At 54.9% G+C, this 16,970-nt stretch carries 17 protein-coding genes; 12 read left to right on the forward strand and 5 right to left on the reverse strand.

Features of this window, described 5'->3' with window-relative positions:
• The first annotated feature begins 60 nt into the window (after window positions 1-60).
• The 6 genes from R1T41_RS10370 (at window position 61) to R1T41_RS10395 (ending at window position 4,329) form a co-directional block, all read left to right on the forward strand.
• Entirely contained in the window at window positions 61-1,404 is a 1,344-nt protein-coding gene (locus R1T41_RS10370) for a class I SAM-dependent methyltransferase (protein ID WP_317341474.1), read from the forward strand.
• Window positions 1,405-1,863: 459 nt separating this feature from the next.
• Entirely contained in the window at window positions 1,864-2,217 is a 354-nt protein-coding gene (locus R1T41_RS10375) for an AtpZ/AtpI family protein (RefSeq protein WP_244204898.1), read from the forward strand.
• A 33-nt stretch (window positions 2,218-2,250) separates the two neighbouring features.
• Window positions 2,251-2,973: a F0F1 ATP synthase subunit A gene (locus tag R1T41_RS10380; RefSeq protein WP_062951574.1), complete on the forward strand. Its 723-nt coding sequence runs from the start codon at window positions 2,251-2,253 to the stop codon at window positions 2,971-2,973.
• Between the two features lie 60 nt (window positions 2,974-3,033).
• Window positions 3,034-3,258: an ATP synthase subunit C family protein gene (locus tag R1T41_RS10385; RefSeq protein ID WP_007089066.1), complete on the forward strand. Its 225-nt coding sequence runs from the start codon at window positions 3,034-3,036 to the stop codon at window positions 3,256-3,258.
• Window positions 3,259-3,332: 74 nt separating this feature from the next.
• Window positions 3,333-3,818, forward strand: a complete 486-nt coding sequence (locus tag R1T41_RS10390) for a hypothetical protein (RefSeq protein WP_062951573.1) — start codon at window positions 3,333-3,335, stop codon at window positions 3,816-3,818.
• Window positions 3,819-3,822: 4 nt separating this feature from the next.
• Window positions 3,823-4,329, forward strand: coding sequence for a F0F1 ATP synthase subunit B (locus R1T41_RS10395; protein ID WP_062951572.1), 507 nt, complete (start codon window positions 3,823-3,825; stop codon window positions 4,327-4,329).
• A 103-nt stretch (window positions 4,330-4,432) separates the two neighbouring features.
• On the opposite strand, the gene R1T41_RS10400 is transcribed toward R1T41_RS10395, so the two are convergent.
• Complete coding sequence (locus R1T41_RS10400) at window positions 4,433-5,398, reverse strand: glutathione S-transferase family protein (protein WP_317341475.1); 966 nt, start codon at window positions 5,396-5,398, stop codon at window positions 4,433-4,435.
• Between the two features lie 187 nt (window positions 5,399-5,585).
• Between R1T41_RS10400 and R1T41_RS10405 the strand changes: the two genes are divergently transcribed.
• On the forward strand, window positions 5,586-6,518 hold the full coding sequence (locus tag R1T41_RS10405; RefSeq protein ID WP_317341476.1) for a LysR family transcriptional regulator: 933 nt from the start codon (window positions 5,586-5,588) through the stop codon (window positions 6,516-6,518).
• A 2-nt stretch (window positions 6,519-6,520) separates the two neighbouring features.
• Here R1T41_RS10405 and R1T41_RS10410 read toward each other — a convergent pair whose 3' ends face one another.
• The 4 genes from R1T41_RS10410 to R1T41_RS10425 are packed head-to-tail and all read right to left on the reverse strand — an operon-like array spanning window position 6,521 to window position 13,301.
• Window positions 6,521-8,596 (reverse strand): hypothetical protein, encoded by a 2,076-nt coding sequence (locus R1T41_RS10410; RefSeq protein ID WP_317341477.1) that lies wholly within the window; start codon window positions 8,594-8,596, stop codon window positions 6,521-6,523.
• Window positions 8,593-11,310 (reverse strand): DUF4159 domain-containing protein, encoded by a 2,718-nt coding sequence (locus R1T41_RS10415; RefSeq protein WP_317341478.1) that lies wholly within the window; start codon window positions 11,308-11,310, stop codon window positions 8,593-8,595. Before R1T41_RS10415 ends, R1T41_RS10410 begins: the two co-directional genes overlap by 4 nt.
• Entirely contained in the window at window positions 11,307-12,260 is a 954-nt protein-coding gene (locus R1T41_RS10420; protein WP_317341479.1) for a DUF58 domain-containing protein, read from the reverse strand. Before R1T41_RS10420 ends, R1T41_RS10415 begins: the two co-directional genes overlap by 4 nt.
• A gap of 3 nt (window positions 12,261-12,263) precedes the next feature.
• Window positions 12,264-13,301, reverse strand: a complete 1,038-nt coding sequence (locus R1T41_RS10425; RefSeq protein ID WP_062951566.1) for an AAA family ATPase — start codon at window positions 13,299-13,301, stop codon at window positions 12,264-12,266.
• 115 nt (window positions 13,302-13,416) lie between these two features.
• On the opposite strand from R1T41_RS10425, the gene R1T41_RS10430 reads away from it, so the two are divergent.
• Genes R1T41_RS10430 through R1T41_RS10450 form a run of 5 tightly spaced genes read left to right on the forward strand, consistent with a single transcriptional unit; the run spans window position 13,417 to window position 16,949 of the window.
• A complete protein-coding gene (locus R1T41_RS10430; RefSeq protein ID WP_317341480.1) occupies window positions 13,417-14,001 on the forward strand; it encodes a DUF1285 domain-containing protein in 585 nt (194 codons plus the stop codon).
• Entirely contained in the window at window positions 13,998-14,633 is a 636-nt protein-coding gene (locus tag R1T41_RS10435) for a CoA pyrophosphatase (protein WP_317341481.1), read from the forward strand. The genes R1T41_RS10430 and R1T41_RS10435 overlap by 4 nt, the downstream gene beginning before the upstream one ends.
• Before the next feature lie 19 nt (window positions 14,634-14,652).
• Window positions 14,653-14,940, forward strand: a complete 288-nt coding sequence (locus R1T41_RS10440) for a hypothetical protein (protein ID WP_062951563.1) — start codon at window positions 14,653-14,655, stop codon at window positions 14,938-14,940.
• A 51-nt stretch (window positions 14,941-14,991) separates the two neighbouring features.
• The gene (locus R1T41_RS10445; RefSeq protein ID WP_317341482.1) at window positions 14,992-16,302 is read left to right on the forward strand and encodes a CCA tRNA nucleotidyltransferase; all 1,311 of its coding nucleotides are present in this window, start codon (window positions 14,992-14,994) and stop codon (window positions 16,300-16,302) included.
• Window positions 16,303-16,304: 2 nt separating this feature from the next.
• Window positions 16,305-16,949 carry a GDSL-type esterase/lipase family protein gene (locus tag R1T41_RS10450; RefSeq protein ID WP_317341483.1) on the forward strand — a complete coding sequence of 215 codons (645 nt, stop codon included), beginning with the start codon at window positions 16,305-16,307 and terminating at the stop codon, window positions 16,947-16,949.
• Window positions 16,950-16,970 lie beyond the last annotated feature (21 nt).

Consider the following 16,970-nt stretch of genomic DNA (forward strand, 5'->3'; position numbering starts at 1 on the left):
TCTGTCTTTAGGTTAAGAGGGAGCCTTGACGAGACACTCCAACCGGGAAAAGTGTGCAGAATGTCCAAAGAAGTCCGCGCGTTATACGAACAGTTTCCTTATCCGATGCGCGACCCGCAGGAGGAAAAGGACCGGTTGCTGATGCCGCCGATGGATACTCTTTCCCGGGTCAATCATTATGGTTTTGGTGGCCGCAAAAAGATTGATGCCGGTTTTCACGCACTTGTTGCCGGCGGGGGAACCGGAGACAGTCTTGTCTGGCTGGCGGAACAACTGCGGGATTGCGGCGGGCAGGTCACCTATCTTGAACCATCAAGTGCCAGCACGAGGGTGGCACGTGCGCGCGTCGAGGCACGCGGTTTAACCAATGTCACCTATGTAAATGCGACGATTGGCGAGTTCGCCGCGACTGCACCGAAAAAGTTCGATTACATCAATTGTGCAGGTGTGCTGCATCACCTTGAAGTGCCGGAAGAAGGCCTTCGTGATCTGGTTGCGGTTCTTGCCGATGACGGGTGCATCGGTGCGATGCTGTATGGGGAACATGGCCGCCTTGCCGTGACCGAGTGGCGCAGGATGGTTGCGCCGCTTCTGCCGGGCAAGACACTTGACGAACAGCTCGCCATGACGCGGAGCCTGCTTTCGACCCTGCCCGAAGGCAACATACTGCTTAAAATGGGTGGTGGTCCGGGCTTTATCAAAGGATTGCTTGAAAACGATCCCGAGATTGTCGATCTGCTGCTGCATCCGGTTGAATGTGCCTATGACGTGCACGGTGTTTATGACTTTGCGGCGTCAGCCGGGCTTGAAGTTGCAGCCTTTACCGGCTTTTTCGGCTTTGGCGGCACCGGCAAGGCGCATTACAGCATTGATAACCAAATTGCCGATCCGAAAATCCTGCGCGATCTGATGTCTTTGCCGCTTCGTGATCAGCAGGCATTTTGTGAACGGTATAGCGGGGCGATGCCGCTGCATGCCTTTTATCTTACACGTCCCGATGCCAAACGTGCGACGGCAACAACGGCAATACCGGATCGTGCTTTGTGCCCGTGGTTCTTTGTCGCCCCTTCTGAAAGCTTCTTTGACGATCTGCTCAGCAATGCGGGCAAACCGATTGTCCTTGCGGATGGTACCGGCAATGCGGTCGACCTCACAGGTGGGCCGGATCTGGCACGGCTTTTGGCGCTGTTTGATGGCAAGACGTCGTTTGGGGATATATCGGCCCGGTTGCGCGACGAAATCCTGCATAAACAGCCAATCGACATGAACCAGATAGCAGACAATACATTGGCAGCGGTCTGGGGGCTATTTCATAAGTTTGACTGGATGCTGGCATCGTCATCCGAAAGTGGCTGGCAGCAGCAGGACGGACAGCGCCGCCTATCGGTTGATTTGCCGAAGTAATCGCGGATCGGTGTTTCTGTTGGTAACGATGCGAGCGGATTTGCGATAAATCGGCCAGGTAGGTGGTGCCCCTTTGTAACCGGTGTCGGGACATCATTGCGATATTGGGCCCAAACCGCGCGGCAAAAGGTTGAAATCGATAAAAAGCGATTGAATTCACACTCGTTACACAGAAGGCCAATTCTGCGGTTCAAAGGGGCAGGAACCAAGGGAAACCGCCGGTTGCGCGACGGCTTTTGGGTAAATCTCCGGTAAATGCGGGTGCGACTATCGCCTAACGTCAAATGTGAATGATCGCACATTTCGACAATAAAATTTTTATAAAACAAATGGTTAAATGCAATTGCACCCCCCCGACAGGGCAGGGTTTTACGGCTTGACAGCCTATGGGGCGCTAAGTATGTTGCCCGCGCATTTCCTTGCGACGTTTGCAAGGCTGCCACAGCGGGGTTCACGACAATGAGCGATGATAAAGATCGCGCTTCATTAGCAGAGCTTGAAAGCAAGTTGGCGGCTGTAGCAAGCAAGCGTGAAGAAACGCACAGCCCGAACCGGGCGACCGGCAAACCATCCCAAGGGATGGCATTAGGAATGAGAATTTCGGCGGAAATGATAGCTGCGGTTCTTGTTGGACTATTGATTGGCTGGGCGCTGGATCGGGTGCTTGATACGACGCCCTGGTTGCTTGTTCTGTTTGTATTTCTCGGAGCAGGTGCCGGTGGTCTTAACGCTTATCGGGTGGCCAAAGGATTCGACAGTGCAGTCGGACTTGGGCGCGCGATGGGGGAGCGCAAGCAGGGGGACAAGGATTAGCCTTGGCCCTCAAAAGATTGAGCGAGGATTACGGTGGCTGGACCGCTAGAGCAGTTTGAAATCAAGCCCTTGGCCGAGCTTTCGGTTGCTGGTGTTGATGTTTCCTTCACCAACTCCGCACTTTGGATGGTGATCGCAGCCGTTCTCGTAACGGGCTTCATGACGCTCAGCATGCGTCGCGGGGCATTGGTACCTGGCCGATGGCAGGGTGCCGCCGAGGTGATGTATGAATTCGTCGCCAATATGTTGAAAGATAACGTGGGAACCGCGGGTCGCAAGTACTTCCCGTTCGTTTTCACCCTGTTTATGTTTGTTCTGTTCGGGAACCTGCTTGGCATGATCCCGCACAGCTTTACGTTTACGAGCCATATCGCTGTTACCTTTGCGATGGCTCTGGTGATCTTTATCGGTGTGACCATTATTGGCTTCGTTCGCCACGGTACGCATTATTTCCGGATGTTCTTCCCAGAAGGTGCGCCGATCGCAACGGCCTTCATTCTGATCCCGATTGAAGTCATCTCCTATTTCTCTCGTCCGTTCAGCTTGGCGATCCGACTGTTTGCGAACATGACCGTCGGACACATCATGCTGAAAGTGATTGGCGGGTTCGTCGGCCTGATCGGCATCTTCGGCGTGCTTCCGTTCGCTCTTCTGACGGGGATTACGGTTCTGGAGTTCGGCATTGCTGCGCTTCAGGCTTATGTCTACACCATTCTCACCTGCATCTATCTCCATGATGCAATCCACATGCACTAATGCTAGTGGACCGGTGTGATCTCTTCTGATTGCCTTTAAGAAATTCGAAAGGGTGAAGTTATGGAACTCGATGCTGCTAAGATGATCGGTGCTGGCCTGGCTGCTATTGGCATGATTGGTGCCGGTATCGGGGTTGGTAACATCTGGTCGAGCCTGATTGCGACTGTTGGCCGTAACCCGGCTGCAAAAGGCGACGTTGAACTGTATGGCTGGATCGGCTTTGCCGTTACCGAAGCTATTGCACTGTTCGCACTCGTCGTTGCGCTGATCGTTCTGTTCGGCTAATCGGCGCCTTTTGCGCGAATACTCGGCCCGGCGAGGATACCCCTCGCCGGTGTCGTTGAATTCGGGAGTAGGCTATGCCGCAGTTTGATATTGCGACGTTCTCGGAACAGATTTTCTGGCTGTTCGTTATTTTTGGCATCCTGTATTTCCTGATGTCGAAGATCGCGCTGCCGAAGGTTGGCGAAGTTCTGGAACGCCGTCACAAAACCATTGAAGACAACCTTGGCAAGGCCCGGGCGTTGAAAGACGAAACCGATGCCGCCATCGCGAAATACGAGGCTGCCTTGGCAGAAGCTCGTGATGCCGCACAGGCAGATATTCGCGAAGCAACGGAAAAAGCAGCTGCAGAGCATGCTGCGAAAACCGAAGCGCTGGTCAAGAAACTGTCGAAAAAGACCGCTGATGCCGAGAAGGCCATTGCCGGTGCGAAAGACGACGCGATGAAAGGTGTGGCAGAAGCCGCATCCGAAATCGCCCGTGAAGCAACCGACAAGCTTATCGGTGTCAAGGTTCAGGCCAAAACTGCCGACAAGGCTGTTTCGGCGATCGTAGGAGAGTAAGAAGATGGCAACCCCGCACGAGGTTACGTTCCTTACCGATCCCTATACCTGGACCACGCTTTCCTTCTTGCTGGTTGCCGGTTTCGGCGGCTTCAAGGCTGTTAAGGGTATTTCCGGCGCACTCGACAAGCGTGCGCAGAAAATTTCCGAGGAGCTTGATGAAGCACAGCGCCTGCGTGAAGAAGCTCAGGAGCTTCTGGCCAAATATCAGGCCAAACAGCGCGAAGCATTGAAGGAAGCGGATGAAATCCGTGCTCATGCCAAGGCGGAAGCCGACCGCATGCTGGAGAACGCCCAGGCTGAACTGAAAGCGTCGCTCAAGCGCCGTGAACAGCAGGCCATGGACCGTATTGCCAATCTCGAAACCCAGGCCATTGCCGAAGTTCGTGCCCGTGTGGCCGAAATCGCGGCACAGGCAACGCTTGCACTGGTTTCCGAAAAGGTTACCGCTGCAAAGGCAGACGAGCTTGTCGATAATGCGATCGCGGAAATCAAAGGTCGCCTGAACTAAGAATTTCCGGTTTTCCGGAACGCAAAACCCCCGCAGAACTTCTGCGGGGTTTTTGTTTGGCGATCTGTTCGTCACGCCAGTGCTCAAACCCGGCAAGGGATACCTAAATGGCGAACTGTTTATCCCGGCCATGTGGCTGATCAAGATCAAGAACTGGTCCCTTGGGTACGATACCCGTTGGGTTGATCATCAGGTGGCTTTCGTAATAGTGCCCCTTGATGTGATCAAAGCATACGGTCTGTTGGATGCCGGGGACCTGATAAAGCTCGCGTGTATGGCCCCAAAGATTCGGGTAATCCTTCAGCATTTTCAGATTGCATTTGAAATGCCCGTGATAAACCGGGTCGAAACGGATCAAGGTGGTGAATAGTCGCCAGTCAGCCTCTGTCAGCCGATCACCCGTCAGATAGCGATTGGATGACAGACGGTCTTCGAGCCAATCCAGCGTGCCAAAAAGCGTCGTTACCGCATCTTCATAGGCATCCTGTGCCGTAGCAAAGCCGGATTTGTAAACACCATTATTTACGTCATTATAGACGCGGTCATTGATCGCATCGATTTCGGTGCGCAAATCTTCGGGATAATAATCACCTGGTTTGGCACCCAGATCATCAAAGGCGGTGTTGAGCATCCGGATGATGTCAGCAGACTCATTGCTGACAATCCGGTTGGTTTTCTTGTCCCACAGTACCGGCACCGTAACGCGCCCGGTGTACTCGGGTTTTGCTGCTGTATAAATCTGATGCATGAAACGGTGATTACCAAGATGATCGGGCAATCCTTCATCGGGGGAAAATTCCCAACCGTTTTCAAGCATGCGCCAATGTACAACCGACACCGAAATCAAATCTTCCAGTCCTTTGAGGGCGCGAAAGATCAGTGTGCGATGCGCCCACGGGCAGGCATACGAAACATATAGATGATAGCGACCGGCTTCGGCTGGAAATTCTGCGCCACTGTCTTTCGACAGCCAGTTTCGGAATGCGGAATCCTGACGCTTGAACTTGCCGCCGGTCGATTTCGTGTCGTACCATTGGTCTTTCCATTCTCCATCGACCAAAAGGCCCATAATCGTATCCTCCGGCTTTTTGTTGGTCCCGTGATATGCCGATTACGTGCGGCCGGGGTGGTTGTTCCCATCATCGTCATTTCCCCGTTGAACGCAATCAGGGGATATGACATTAATTTGTTTCCAAATAGGCAACAATTGCGCGGCAGTGATATAGCAGTGACGCAGCAGGGTGGGGAGCAGGGTGATGCTGATCGGCAATCTGGACGGAATGACGGTTTTTGCCCGTGTTGTGGAGGAGCAAAGCTTCTCCGGTGCCGCGCGCAAGCTTGCCATGTCCAAATCTGCAGTCAGCAAGCATGTCACGAAGCTTGAAGACAGTCTTGGCATCCGACTGCTTAATCGCACGACACGCCGGTTGAGTCTGACCGACGCAGGAGCAACTTTTTATCAGCATTGCGCGCGGGTGGTTGAGGAAATCGAAACAGCCGAACATGCCCTGACCGATTTGCGCGGTACACCGCGCGGCACACTTCGGATTTCAGCACCTCTGACATTCGGGCAGCGTTACATGCCCGATCTGGTGTCGGAATTTATGGGTCTGCATCCGGGATTGCATGTCGACATTCATCTGGCCGATCATATGGTTGATCTTGTTGCCGAAGGGTTCGATATGGCAATCCGCATCACGCGGTTGAAAGATTCCAGCCTGATTGCCCGCAAGCTTGCCGATTTTAACGGTTATGTTGTGGCATCGCCGGGCTATATCGCCGAACATGGGGAACCCCTACACCCGACCGAACTGGCGAACCACAGGACGCTTGCCTATACCAATCTGGCGAACCCGAATGTATGGGAGTTTGAAGGTCCGGAAGGCCAGATCAATGTCCGCGTCACTCCGGTCATGTCGTGCAACAATGGCGATTTCACTTCGTTCGCGGCCATCCGGGGGCTTGGTATTGCACGCGAACCGGAATTTATCGTTGCCGAGGCACTTCAAAAAGGATCACTCGTCTCAATCCTGAATGAATATAATTCACTGGCCAGCGGCGGGATTTACGCAGTGTATCCGGAACGGCGTCATCTGCCGACCAAGGTACGTATCTTTATTGATTTTCTGGTTGAAAAGTTTCGTGGCGGATTGTGCAATTTCCACAAAACAATGTTTCCGTCCGATTAGGACTACTTGCTTTCGATCCGCCAGCCAATCAGGCATATAAGCCCGAGCAGAACAGCAACGACCGGCAGCGGCAAAAGATTGGTAATGCCGCCGATCACGGTACGATAGCTTTCCGTTTCCATCAGACCAGCCCAGTTGGTACCGTTCCAGATACGGTCATCCTCTACCCGGCGGAAATCGGGAAGTCCTTTTTCGATACGGTCGATATATCCGCCATTGGCTAGAACCAGATCCCGTAGAAGATCGGGCGTGGAATTGGTGTTGCGGCGCTCACTGGTCAAAACATCACGGTCAACATGCAGGGCTGATTGGGTGCCACCTTCGCGATCAAGTGTCTGAACGCGGATCAGGCCCCGTTCCGCAATCGGTAAAGTAGCCTGCCAGGTCTGGTCGGATTGCCGTTCAAAGGTGGTGCGGACAATCTCGCCGGTTTCCGGATTGGCGCCGGTTGCGGTTGTTGGTTCCGCCCCGATCTTTCGCCAGGTCAGGTTCAGGCTTTTGCCATCGGCACTGCGTTCCGTGGTGATGGTGTTTTCATCAAGCGCCGGTTCCTTCATCAGCCAGTGCGACAATCGGCGCAGCATTTCAGCAATCGGTCCACCACCATCATGGCCGCGCTGCCACAGCCACATCTGATCCGAGCTCAGCATCGCCGCCCGACCTTCTTCGATCCGGCGCAAGGACAGCAATGGCAATTGATCCGCGCCGGTCAGAAGGGTCATGACATTGTTGTCGGCTTCCCGGGTTTCGATCTGACGGTACCAGTGCCCCCATTTGGGCGGTGTATTGACCGATCCTGCAATCGGGGCCGTAACCGGGTGAATGCGCCCGGCGGTGTTTACCTGCGGGACAAAGGGTTGTTCAATGACGCGGCCGGTGACACGAACCGGCATTAAATCACCCAGGACCGTGTTCGAAAGTCCGTCAGGACCCAAATATTCCGGCCCGGCGACGACAAGTGCGGCACCGCCCCATTTTACATAATCCACGACCTTTTCAAGATAATGCGGCGGAAGCACGCCACGCATCTGATAGCGATCAAAAATGATCAGATCGAACTGGCGAAGACGAACCTCAAACAGATCCCGGATCGGAAACGGGATGAGGGCCAATTCGTTGATCGGTGTATCGTCGCCTTTTTCCGGCGGGCGCAGGATGGTGAAATGCACCAGATCAACACCCGGGTCGGCACGCAGAAGGTTACGCCAGGCCCGTTCGCCGGGGTGTGGTTCCCCCGAAAGCAGCAGAACGCGCAGCCGGTCGCGTACACCGGTCGTTTCAAGGATCAGCCGGTTGTTTGTCTGATCTGTTTCGTTCGGACTTTCTTCCATTCGCAGTTCGGCGATGACAGGTCCGGCATGCGGAACGGGAATGGTTACGCGATGCGGTTCATTTGCGGGTAGTGTGAGATTACGTTCGCTTCCGTCTTCATGTAACATTCGAACCGATACGGGGCTTCCGGTGGCAAGGCTGTGATCAATGGCTTCGACCATAAAATCCGCATTTTTGCCAACGATGCCGTAATCGGCTGTCTGGCGGATTTGCAAACGCCGGTCGCGTTCGTCTTCGCGTCCGGTGATGAGGGCATGAAGCGGTGCGCCCAAATCCAGATTCGCCGGAATGTCGTGAATCTGGCCGTCGGTGATCATCACGACACCGCCCAGTCTTTCGCGCGGGATACCGCCAAGAAGTCGGTCAAGGGCGGAAAATATACGGGTGTCCGTTTCGCCCGGAACGTCCTCAATACGTAGCTCGATACTGGGATCGTCGGCAAAACGGTTACGTATCTGCGAAATAGCGGCATCGGTTTGGTCCATACGACCGCCGATATTCTGGCTGCTAGAACGGTCAACCAGCACCAGGACGATGTCGCTCAGTTTTTCGCGGTTCTGATCGGTAAATTGCGGGGCAATCAGGGCAAGCAACATGATCGCCATTACGATTGCCCGCCAGATCGTGCCACGCAGACGAAACACGGCAAACAGCAGGATTGCTGCGACGCAGATTACCGCAAGGATCTGAAGTAGTCCGATATCAAGTAACGGTGCGATCTGAAAGTCCTGCCAGTTTCGGTTCATCGGCCAAGCCTTTCAAGGATCGCAGGCAAATGAACCTGATCCCCCTTGTAGCTGCCAGTCAGCGCGTACATCACCAGATTGACACCGAAGCGCCATGCCATTTCGCGCTGCCGCGGGGAAATATCATCCGTGCGGTTCTCAGCTGTGCGGCCTTCTTCCAGCATCCAGGCGGATGCCCAGTCATTACCGCCAAACAAAACAGATGCAACACCATCCAGCCGTTGATCCGGACGGGCATCAAGCCAAAGCGGTGCCGCGAAACGCCCATAGGCATGATCAAGCAGATAGAAGCTGCGAAAAAGGATGTGATCGCCGGGTGCCTTGTCCAGTATCGGAATTTCAAGCCCGGCAAGCAGGCGACGCAGTCGGGCTGGCTCAACTTCCTGATCACGACTGTCGATCAGTATCATTCCTCCGCTGTCGAGATACCGGTTGATACGCGTCTGGGCAAATTCCGAAAACGGCTGTTGCCCGTCAACCAGCGGCCAGTAGATCAGCGGATAAAAACTAAGATCATCTGCTTCAGGGTCAATCGCATCTGCCGGTGCCAGATCGGCGGCACTGCGCCGGCGCAGAATTTCGGTCAGGCCCGCAAGTCCCGATTGGCTGAGGCGATCAATCGGGGCAACGTCGGTCTTGAGATATGCCAGACGCGGCTGTAATGCGGCGGCCTGCGTTTCGACAGCTTGGGCGCTGTTACTAGTGCCAACAGTCATTGCTGTTGCCGCAGTGCCAATAAATGCAATCATAAGCACAGAGGTAAGAGCATCACTGCGCCGGGAGCGTCTTAAACTGACATGGTGAACCAGTATCAATGCAACCCCGTCAAAGATCAGAAGCAGCATCGCTACCATCAGGCACATCGCAGCGAGATCAATCTGGTCCTGGTTGGTGATCTGCCTGATTGTTACGTCAGAAGGCCAGCGAATCTGATGATCCAGATTTTGAAGGGATGAACCAAGGTTAAAGGCAACAGCCTGGCCGTTTTCCCCATATATGCCAGGTGGGTGCCGTGGGCCGGGAACCGGTAGCGGCATCCGCAATGGGAGGATCGTCGCATCGGGCTGATGGGCACGCCCGAAGCCGTCAAGGACAGACTGGGGGGGCAGGCTTGTTTGCAGTTCCGCGTCCGAACGATCACTTGGGCTGGCAAGAGGCAAAAGGCGCTGCCAGATTTCGACGAACAAACCCGACATCGGCAGGTTCGACCAGTCGGCCCACGGGGTTACATGGAACAGAACAATTCGCCCAGCATTGCGTGGTGCGCTGGTAACAAGTGGGGTACCATCGGTCAGACGCGCCCAGGTCTTGGCAACAATATCCGGATCAGGTTCGGCAAGAAGTTGTCGGTTTACAGTAATTTCCTCGGGAATGGTGATCCCGGAAAACGGGCTGGTTTCAGGAAATGCCAGAAGACGTTTCGGTTTCTCCCATGACATCGATCCACCGAAATCACGATTACCCAGGCGAAGGGTTACAGGCAGGAATTCCGGTTCGACTTCGGTTGTGCTGTCACCAGCAAACCGCACCAACATGCCGCCATCTCTGAGCCAACGTTCAAGGGCGTTATACTGGCTCCCGAGGCCCGAAATCGGACCGGCCACAACCAGAATATCCATCCCGCCTTCAAGCAGTTTTCCAAGCGGTGCATAGGTCACATCCGCATAGGGCGAAATTGCGCGATCAAGGAAGAAATATCGATCTGACAGGAGGACCGGACTATCGCCGGAGCTTACAATCACACCAACTTTGCGCTGCTGCCAGCGGGCACCGGTCTGAAAGACGGTGGCTGCGGATTCAATGCCTTCAATTCCGACCGACTGGATCGAATTGGTGATATCACTGGGCAGGGGGATTTCGGCTTCGGTTCGGTTTGTGGCCGGGGAAATTTCTACCTTGTGCCGCAATAGAACTCGGCCAAGTTCATTTCGGGCCAGAAGAACAATTTCGCGCGGAGCATCAATATTTTGATGGGTCAGCGTTGTGCCAAGTCCGGTCCGGTTACGGATCAGCGACTGCACAGCAATCCGGTTATCCCGATCAGGTCCAAGTACGGTAATCGGAGCGATTGTTGCCAGATCATTGGCAAGATCGGCTTTGCCGGATTGTTCCATATTGTCGGTCAGCCACAAAATGCTGCCTATGGAATTGGCCATATACTGATGATCGGCAATCTGATTGGACAAAGCGGCATAATCCGGTGCCCAGGGGCGAGGATGCAGACGATCAATGAAGCGTTCGGCCTCATGCGGGGATACCGGACCGATGATGTCGGGGAGGCGGGTTGTGGTTGCCCCCGAAGCTTCCGGCGCGGTTTGCGCGATATAGATGCTGCGCAGGTCAAGTCGTGCCTGATTTATAATCTGACGCAGACCCGTCCGATATTCCGTCCAGTTTGCTGCGGATGACCAGCTATTGTCGGCGATGACAAGAAGGGCACCTTCGTTTTGCGAAAACTCTGTCCGGTTCAGAACCGGTCGGGAGGCCGCCAAAATCAGCATGGTGAGGATCAGGCAACGCAATATCGTCTGCCAGATAGGTGCGCGTTGCATGTCGCGCCGGTTGGCACGCAGCCCCCGCAATAGCCGGGCCGCCGGAAACACGATTTGTTTCGGAGCCCTGGGTGCTGAGCGGATAATAAGCCAGACAATCGGCAAAACCAGCAAACCGGCAAGCATTGCAGGATATAAAAACGTTATCGCCGCAAGGTTCATCGCGGCCTCGTCGTGCTATTGCGGTTCATCGCCGGACGCCCGCGCCCGTTCGATCCACTTTGGCTCTGGCGTTCGCTCAGATGCTGATAAAGTGCAAGCAGCGTAGGGCTTGCACTTTCCGATGTCACATGCTGATCGCACAGCCAGTCATTTTCGCGTGCAGCATCGCGAATGTCGGCACGCCATGTTTTAGCACGTTGCCGGAAACCTTCCCGAAGATCTTCAAACCTTTCGCTGCGGTAAATCATCTGGTCGTCGGTATCCATGAAATTGACCCGTCCGGTAAAGGGGGGCTCGATCTCAGCGGGATCAAGGACATGTACCAGCGCGCCGTCATTCTGATACTGGCCAAGGGTTTTGATCGCGCGAACCGGTGACTGGTTACTGTCCACGAACTCCAGAAAATCACCAAGTACCAGAACCGAATGTTTGCGACCGGCATGCATCGCACCGGCATGGTTGGTGATGTTGTCCGGACTTGCCAGCATGGCATGGGCCAGTTTTTCAAGATGTTCGGCAGATGTGATGCGGGTGCGTTCGGCATCGAACGTTCCGACCGTTTCCCCGTTACGCAGCAGCAAATCAGCCAGTGCGATGGAAATGATCAGGGTACGTTCGGCCTTGAACGGGATGTCCCGTGCCGATGACCAGTACATGGAGGGGGATAGAACCGGCCATATCCAGTAATTGTGGCTTGCCTGCCATTCGGTCTGGCGGATGAAGGTATGATCACTGCGCGCGGAACGGCGCCAGTCGATCTGGTTGGTTGGATCACCCGTGATATAGGGGCGGAATTGCCAGAAATCGCTGCCGGGACCAACCTTACGGTTGCCATGAAGGCCACTTCGCAGGCTGATCGCCATGCGTCGGCTTTCATCGATCAGTTGCGGCAATCGGGCCGCCAGTGCCTGCGCGGCTGCAACATGATCGTGGACCGCGGCCAATGCCAATTCCTATTTCTCCTGCAGATAATCCAGCGCGTTGGTAATCAGGCCCCGTGCGGTAAAGCCTTCGGCCCGGGCCCCGTAAGTCAATCCGAAGCGATGGCGCAGAACCGGAACGGCAAGGGCTTCTATATCCTCAATTGAGGGTGCGAAACGGCCAAACAGCATGGCCCGCGCACGACAGGCAAGTGACAGCGCCTGTGCCGCGCGTGTGCCGGGACCCCAGGCAACATTATCGCGTATATCGGCCATATGCGTGCTTTCGGGGCGACATTCGCGGCAAAGGGCGATGATGGTATCAAGCACCCGGTCAGGCATCGGCAGGCGACGGACAAAATCCTGCGCCTCGGCCAGATCGTCCGCCTGAAGAACCTGCCTTGGGCGCACCGGATAGCGTCCGGTGGTTTCGGTCACGATGCGGCGTTCTTCATCCTGATCTGGATAGCCTAGCCGGACTTCCAGAAGAAAGCGGTCAAGCTGTGCTTCGGGCAGGGGATAGGTGCCTTCCTGTTCCAGCGGGTTCTGGGTGGCCAGAACGTGGAACGGTTCAGGAAGCTTGTGGCTGTAACCGGCGACGGATACCTCGCGTTCCTGCATGGCCTGCAACAGGGCGGACTGGGTGCGTGGGCTGGCGCGGTTGATCTCGTCGGCCAGTAGCAACTGGCAGAATACCGGCCCCTTGATGAACCGGAATGCGCGTTTGCCATCCGCGCCTTCTTCCAGGACTTCGGAGCCAAGGATATCTGCTGGCATCAGGTCGGGGGTGAACTGAACGCGTTTATCGAGAAGGCCAAGGACCTTGCCCAATGTGTGTGCAAGTAATGACTTTCCAAGGCCGGGTGCACCGACCATCAGGACGTGACCACCAGATAAAATGCCGATAAGTGTTTGCTCTACGGCCTCATTCTGCCCAAATATAACAGATGAAACCATCTTGCGGGCTTCGTCCAAACGGCCAACACAGGCGTCAAGTCGCGCTGCGTCGCGTTCAAGGCTGCTGTCTTGTGAGAGTCCCATTTCTTCGGGAAAACGTGGCGCGTTTGTCATGACAGGAAACTTTGCTTCCTCTGTTGTGCCGGTAATGGATGCCGGTTACCCAAGAAGGATGGTATCAGCGTAGAACAGGTGCGCAATCTTTTGGTTCCGGACTTAAGTGTATAGCATGAGCAAAAACGAAAAAACCGTCGATCTCGCTGAAAAGCTTTGGACCCGTCTGCGTGCCGGAAAACCGGCAGGCGGACGCCATCCGCAGATTTGTGGCGACATACCCATGTCTATAAGTCGGGATGGAACATGGTTCTATCAAGGTGGTCCGATTGGCAGGATCGAACTTGTCAAACTTTTCTCATCCGTATTGCAACGTGACGAAGAAGGCGGTCATTGGCTTGTGACTCCGGCCGAAATGGCGCGGATCGAGGTCGAAGACGTTGCGTTTATCGCAGTCGAGATGGAAAAAAACGGCAGGGGGGAGGCATCGGTCATTCGGTTCAGAACCAATATCGATCAGTGGGTTGAGCTTGATGAAAGCCACGGTTTGCGGGTGGAGCAGGATCCCGAAACCGGTGAGCCATCGCCTTATGTGCAGCTTGATCGCGGGCTTGAAGCACGGCTCAACCGGGCGGTATTCTACCAGCTTGTGGACATGGCCGATGAGATTATGGAACCGGAGACCGGCAAAGTGCGTATCGGTGTTTACAGTCATAATAAGTTCTTCGAGATCGGAACCTTGGAGGAGGCCGACCAATGACACCGGCCCAGATCATTGCGGCACTGAACGCACCGCGCGGCGATATCCTGCAGCGACGCGGGGATCATGCGGTCGATTATCCCGGTTCGAAATCACGGGCGCGTGCCTTCGCCGAAGGAGAACTGATCGCCCGCCCGGCTGCGGTTCTGGTGCCACTGGTGCAGCGCGATGAAGGTTTGAGTGTCATACTGACACGCCGCACCGACCATCTTAGCGATCATGCCGGGCAGATCAGTTTTCCTGGTGGCCGTCAGGAGGACCATGACAATACGCTGGAAGAAACGGCACTGCGCGAGACCGAGGAAGAAATAGGACTGGCGCGTGTGCATATCGAACTGGTCGGCCGTCTTGATGATTATTATACCGTAACCGGTTATCAGGTTACGCCGGTTGTCGGATTGATCACGCCGCCTTTCGACCTTGCACCAGATGCACATGAAGTGGCAGAAGTATTTGAAGTACCGTTGGAATTCATCCTTGAGCCTCGAAACCAGAAACTGCAGACCGTGACCTTTGAAGGGGCGAAACGCCGTTATTTCGCCATTCCGTACCGTGAATATTACATTTGGGGGGCAACGGCGGGGATGCTGGTGAATTTCAGCGAAGTCCTGAAAGCCAGCGCAGAGCGATAATGATTGGAGACCATTGGTAATGTTGCGACAGATTATCCAGATCGTCCTGCCCGTTATCCTGCCGTTTCTGGTTTATGGTCTGTGGCTTAAATGGGCACGGGCAAAGGCCATTCGGGAAGGCCATGATGTGATCCCGCCTTGGGACAAAGGGCCGTGGCTTTTGCTGCTTGGTATCGGTGTGGCTTTGGCGGCGGCAATCCTGATTGTGACGGCACTTGGGACTGGCGCATCACCTGATTCCATCTATCATGCGCCGACATTGAAGGATGGTGTCGTTCAACCTGGATATTTCGAACCCAAGGAATAATTCGGAACAAGCCATCTGCTTGCAAGGTTTCAGGCCAGCAAAGATTTACCGATGACCGCACTGACAGCAACAGGCCATTTGCAGCCTTACGGGGTCATGACCCATCCCGATACGGCACGCGTGTTTGAGGCAATTGCAGCACACGGCGGCAAGGCACGTTTTGTTGGTGGCCTTGTGAGGGACGCGCTTTTGAAGCGCGATCTGGTCGATGTGGATATTGCCTGCGATCTGAGACCGGAAGAAACGGTTATCGCCCTTGAAAAGGCAGGACTGAAAGTTGTCCCGACCGGGCTTAAACATGGCACGGTGACAGCGGTCACCGATACGGCTGCCTATGAAATCACGACGCTGCGCATTGATGTGACAACCGATGGCCGCCATGCCGAGGTTGCCTTCACCGATAGCTGGCTTGGCGATGCCAAACGTCGCGATTTCACCTTCAATGCAATTTATTGCGATCCAGACGGGACGATTTACGACCCGTTTGATGGTGAAACCGATTTGCGCGAAGGGCGGGTGCGCTTCATTGGCATTGCCGAGGATCGCATCGCAGAGGATTACCTGCGTATTTTACGGTTCTTCCGTTTCCATGCGTGGTTCGGGCGACCGCCGCTTGATCCGATTGGTGCCGAAGCATGCCGCAAGGGGGCCCATGGGCTTCGTAATATTTCCCCGGAACGTCTTCGTGATGAAACGCTGAAACTGCTGCGTTCCCGCAGTCCTGCCGCCACGATCAAGGACATGATCGGTTTTAAAGTCCTGCCCGTTATATTGCCGGATCTGGCAGATACGTCGCGGCTTCGCATGATGGAATGGCTTGACAGTTCCGCCCTTGCCGATCCAGCGATTATGCCCGATCCGTTGCGTCGCCTGGCAGCCCTTTATCGTGCGCCGGAAAACACCGATGATGATTTTCTGGCAGCAACCGATTTTGGTAAGGTATTGCGATTATCAAACGATGAAACCGAACGTTTCGCTGCGATGATTTCCAATGCCAGCCTGATCAGCGCAGATATGTCTGAGGAAACAACCCGCCGTGATCTTTATCGTTTGGGGGCCGACGCATTTCGTGATGCGGTTCTGATTGCCTGGGCCACCCGGGCTTCGATCCCGCCTCGTCCCGGAAGTGTTGAAAATAAGCAATGGCAGGGTTTGTTGCAGGCGGCAACCGATTGGACACCCGCGACACTGCCAATACAGGGGCGTGATATTCTGGCGGCTGGTCTTGCACCTGCCGGACCGCGAATGGGGCGGTTGTTAAAGCTTGCCGAGGAATATTGGCTTGCCAATGCCTTTGTGCCGGAGCGCGACGAATTGATGGCCTATCTGGCGGCGAAAAGTGCCGCAAAGTTGCAGGAGTAATTATGGCCGAAGGCGTTACAGGTCATCGCATTTGCTGTTTTGGTGACAGTCTGGTCAATGGCGTGCGCGATAGCAAAAAGGGGGGCTGGCCAATGCGGTTGGGCCGCCGTTTGCTGGACGAGGCGAAGCGTGAAACGACGATCTATAATCTGGGCATTCGTGCTGAAACCAGTGACGGGCTTAAAGCCCGCTGGAAATTCGAGGCAGAGCTTCGCATGGTGCCGGAATTCCCCACCATCCTGATGTTCAGCTTTGGCGTGAATGACGCCAATCATGCCGAAGATCGCGGCGAAGAAACCACGATGCGGGTTTCTCCTGGCAAATCGGCAGCCAATGCTGCCGATATCATTGGCGAGGCATCAAAACTAGCACCGACATTGTGGATCGGGCCGCAGGCGGTGATTGACGGCAGCAAGTCGAGCAGGGAAATCAACGAACGTCTTGAGGGGCTTAATCAGATATATGCCGAAACGGCACGCGGGTTTGATGTGCCTTATCTTGATTTGCATGCCACAACTCTTGCCGATCAGGATTGGCAGCGTGCGCTTCGTCGAGGGGATGGATATCACCCGGATCGAGCCGGTTATGACCGGGTTGCAGAACTGATCTGGAACTGGGATGGCTGGAGACGCGCAATCGGGCTTTAAGTCCGTGATATTGCAGTCTTA

The sequence above is a fragment of the Thalassospira lucentensis genome (assembly GCF_032921865.1).
GTDB lineage: Bacteria > Pseudomonadota > Alphaproteobacteria > Rhodospirillales > Thalassospiraceae > Thalassospira > Thalassospira lucentensis_A.

What these genes read in the sequence shown, in the direction of transcription:
- R1T41_RS10370 (WP_317341474.1), top strand. Translation starts at nt 61, where the DNA reads ATGTCCAAAGAAGTCCGCGCGTTATACGAACAGTTTCCTTATCCGATG.
- R1T41_RS10375 (WP_244204898.1), top strand. Translation starts at nt 1,864, where the DNA reads ATGAGCGATGATAAAGATCGCGCTTCATTAGCAGAGCTTGAAAGCAAG.
- R1T41_RS10385 (WP_007089066.1), top strand. Translation starts at nt 3,034, where the DNA reads ATGGAACTCGATGCTGCTAAGATGATCGGTGCTGGCCTGGCTGCTATT.
- R1T41_RS10390 (WP_062951573.1), top strand. Translation starts at nt 3,333, where the DNA reads ATGCCGCAGTTTGATATTGCGACGTTCTCGGAACAGATTTTCTGGCTG.
- R1T41_RS10395 (WP_062951572.1), top strand. Translation starts at nt 3,823, where the DNA reads ATGGCAACCCCGCACGAGGTTACGTTCCTTACCGATCCCTATACCTGG.
- R1T41_RS10400 (WP_317341475.1), bottom strand. Translation starts at nt 5,398, where the DNA reads ATGGGCCTTTTGGTCGATGGAGAATGGAAAGACCAATGGTACGACACG.
- R1T41_RS10405 (WP_317341476.1), top strand. Translation starts at nt 5,586, where the DNA reads ATGCTGATCGGCAATCTGGACGGAATGACGGTTTTTGCCCGTGTTGTG.
- R1T41_RS10410 (WP_317341477.1), bottom strand. Translation starts at nt 8,596, where the DNA reads ATGAACCGAAACTGGCAGGACTTTCAGATCGCACCGTTACTTGATATC.
- R1T41_RS10415 (WP_317341478.1), bottom strand. Translation starts at nt 11,310, where the DNA reads ATGAACCTTGCGGCGATAACGTTTTTATATCCTGCAATGCTTGCCGGT.
- R1T41_RS10425 (WP_062951566.1), bottom strand. Translation starts at nt 13,301, where the DNA reads ATGACAAACGCGCCACGTTTTCCCGAAGAAATGGGACTCTCACAAGAC.
- R1T41_RS10430 (WP_317341480.1), top strand. Translation starts at nt 13,417, where the DNA reads ATGAGCAAAAACGAAAAAACCGTCGATCTCGCTGAAAAGCTTTGGACC.
- R1T41_RS10435 (WP_317341481.1), top strand. Translation starts at nt 13,998, where the DNA reads ATGACACCGGCCCAGATCATTGCGGCACTGAACGCACCGCGCGGCGAT.
- R1T41_RS10440 (WP_062951563.1), top strand. Translation starts at nt 14,653, where the DNA reads ATGTTGCGACAGATTATCCAGATCGTCCTGCCCGTTATCCTGCCGTTT.
- R1T41_RS10445 (WP_317341482.1), top strand. Translation starts at nt 14,992, where the DNA reads ATGACCGCACTGACAGCAACAGGCCATTTGCAGCCTTACGGGGTCATG.
- R1T41_RS10450 (WP_317341483.1), top strand. Translation starts at nt 16,305, where the DNA reads ATGGCCGAAGGCGTTACAGGTCATCGCATTTGCTGTTTTGGTGACAGT.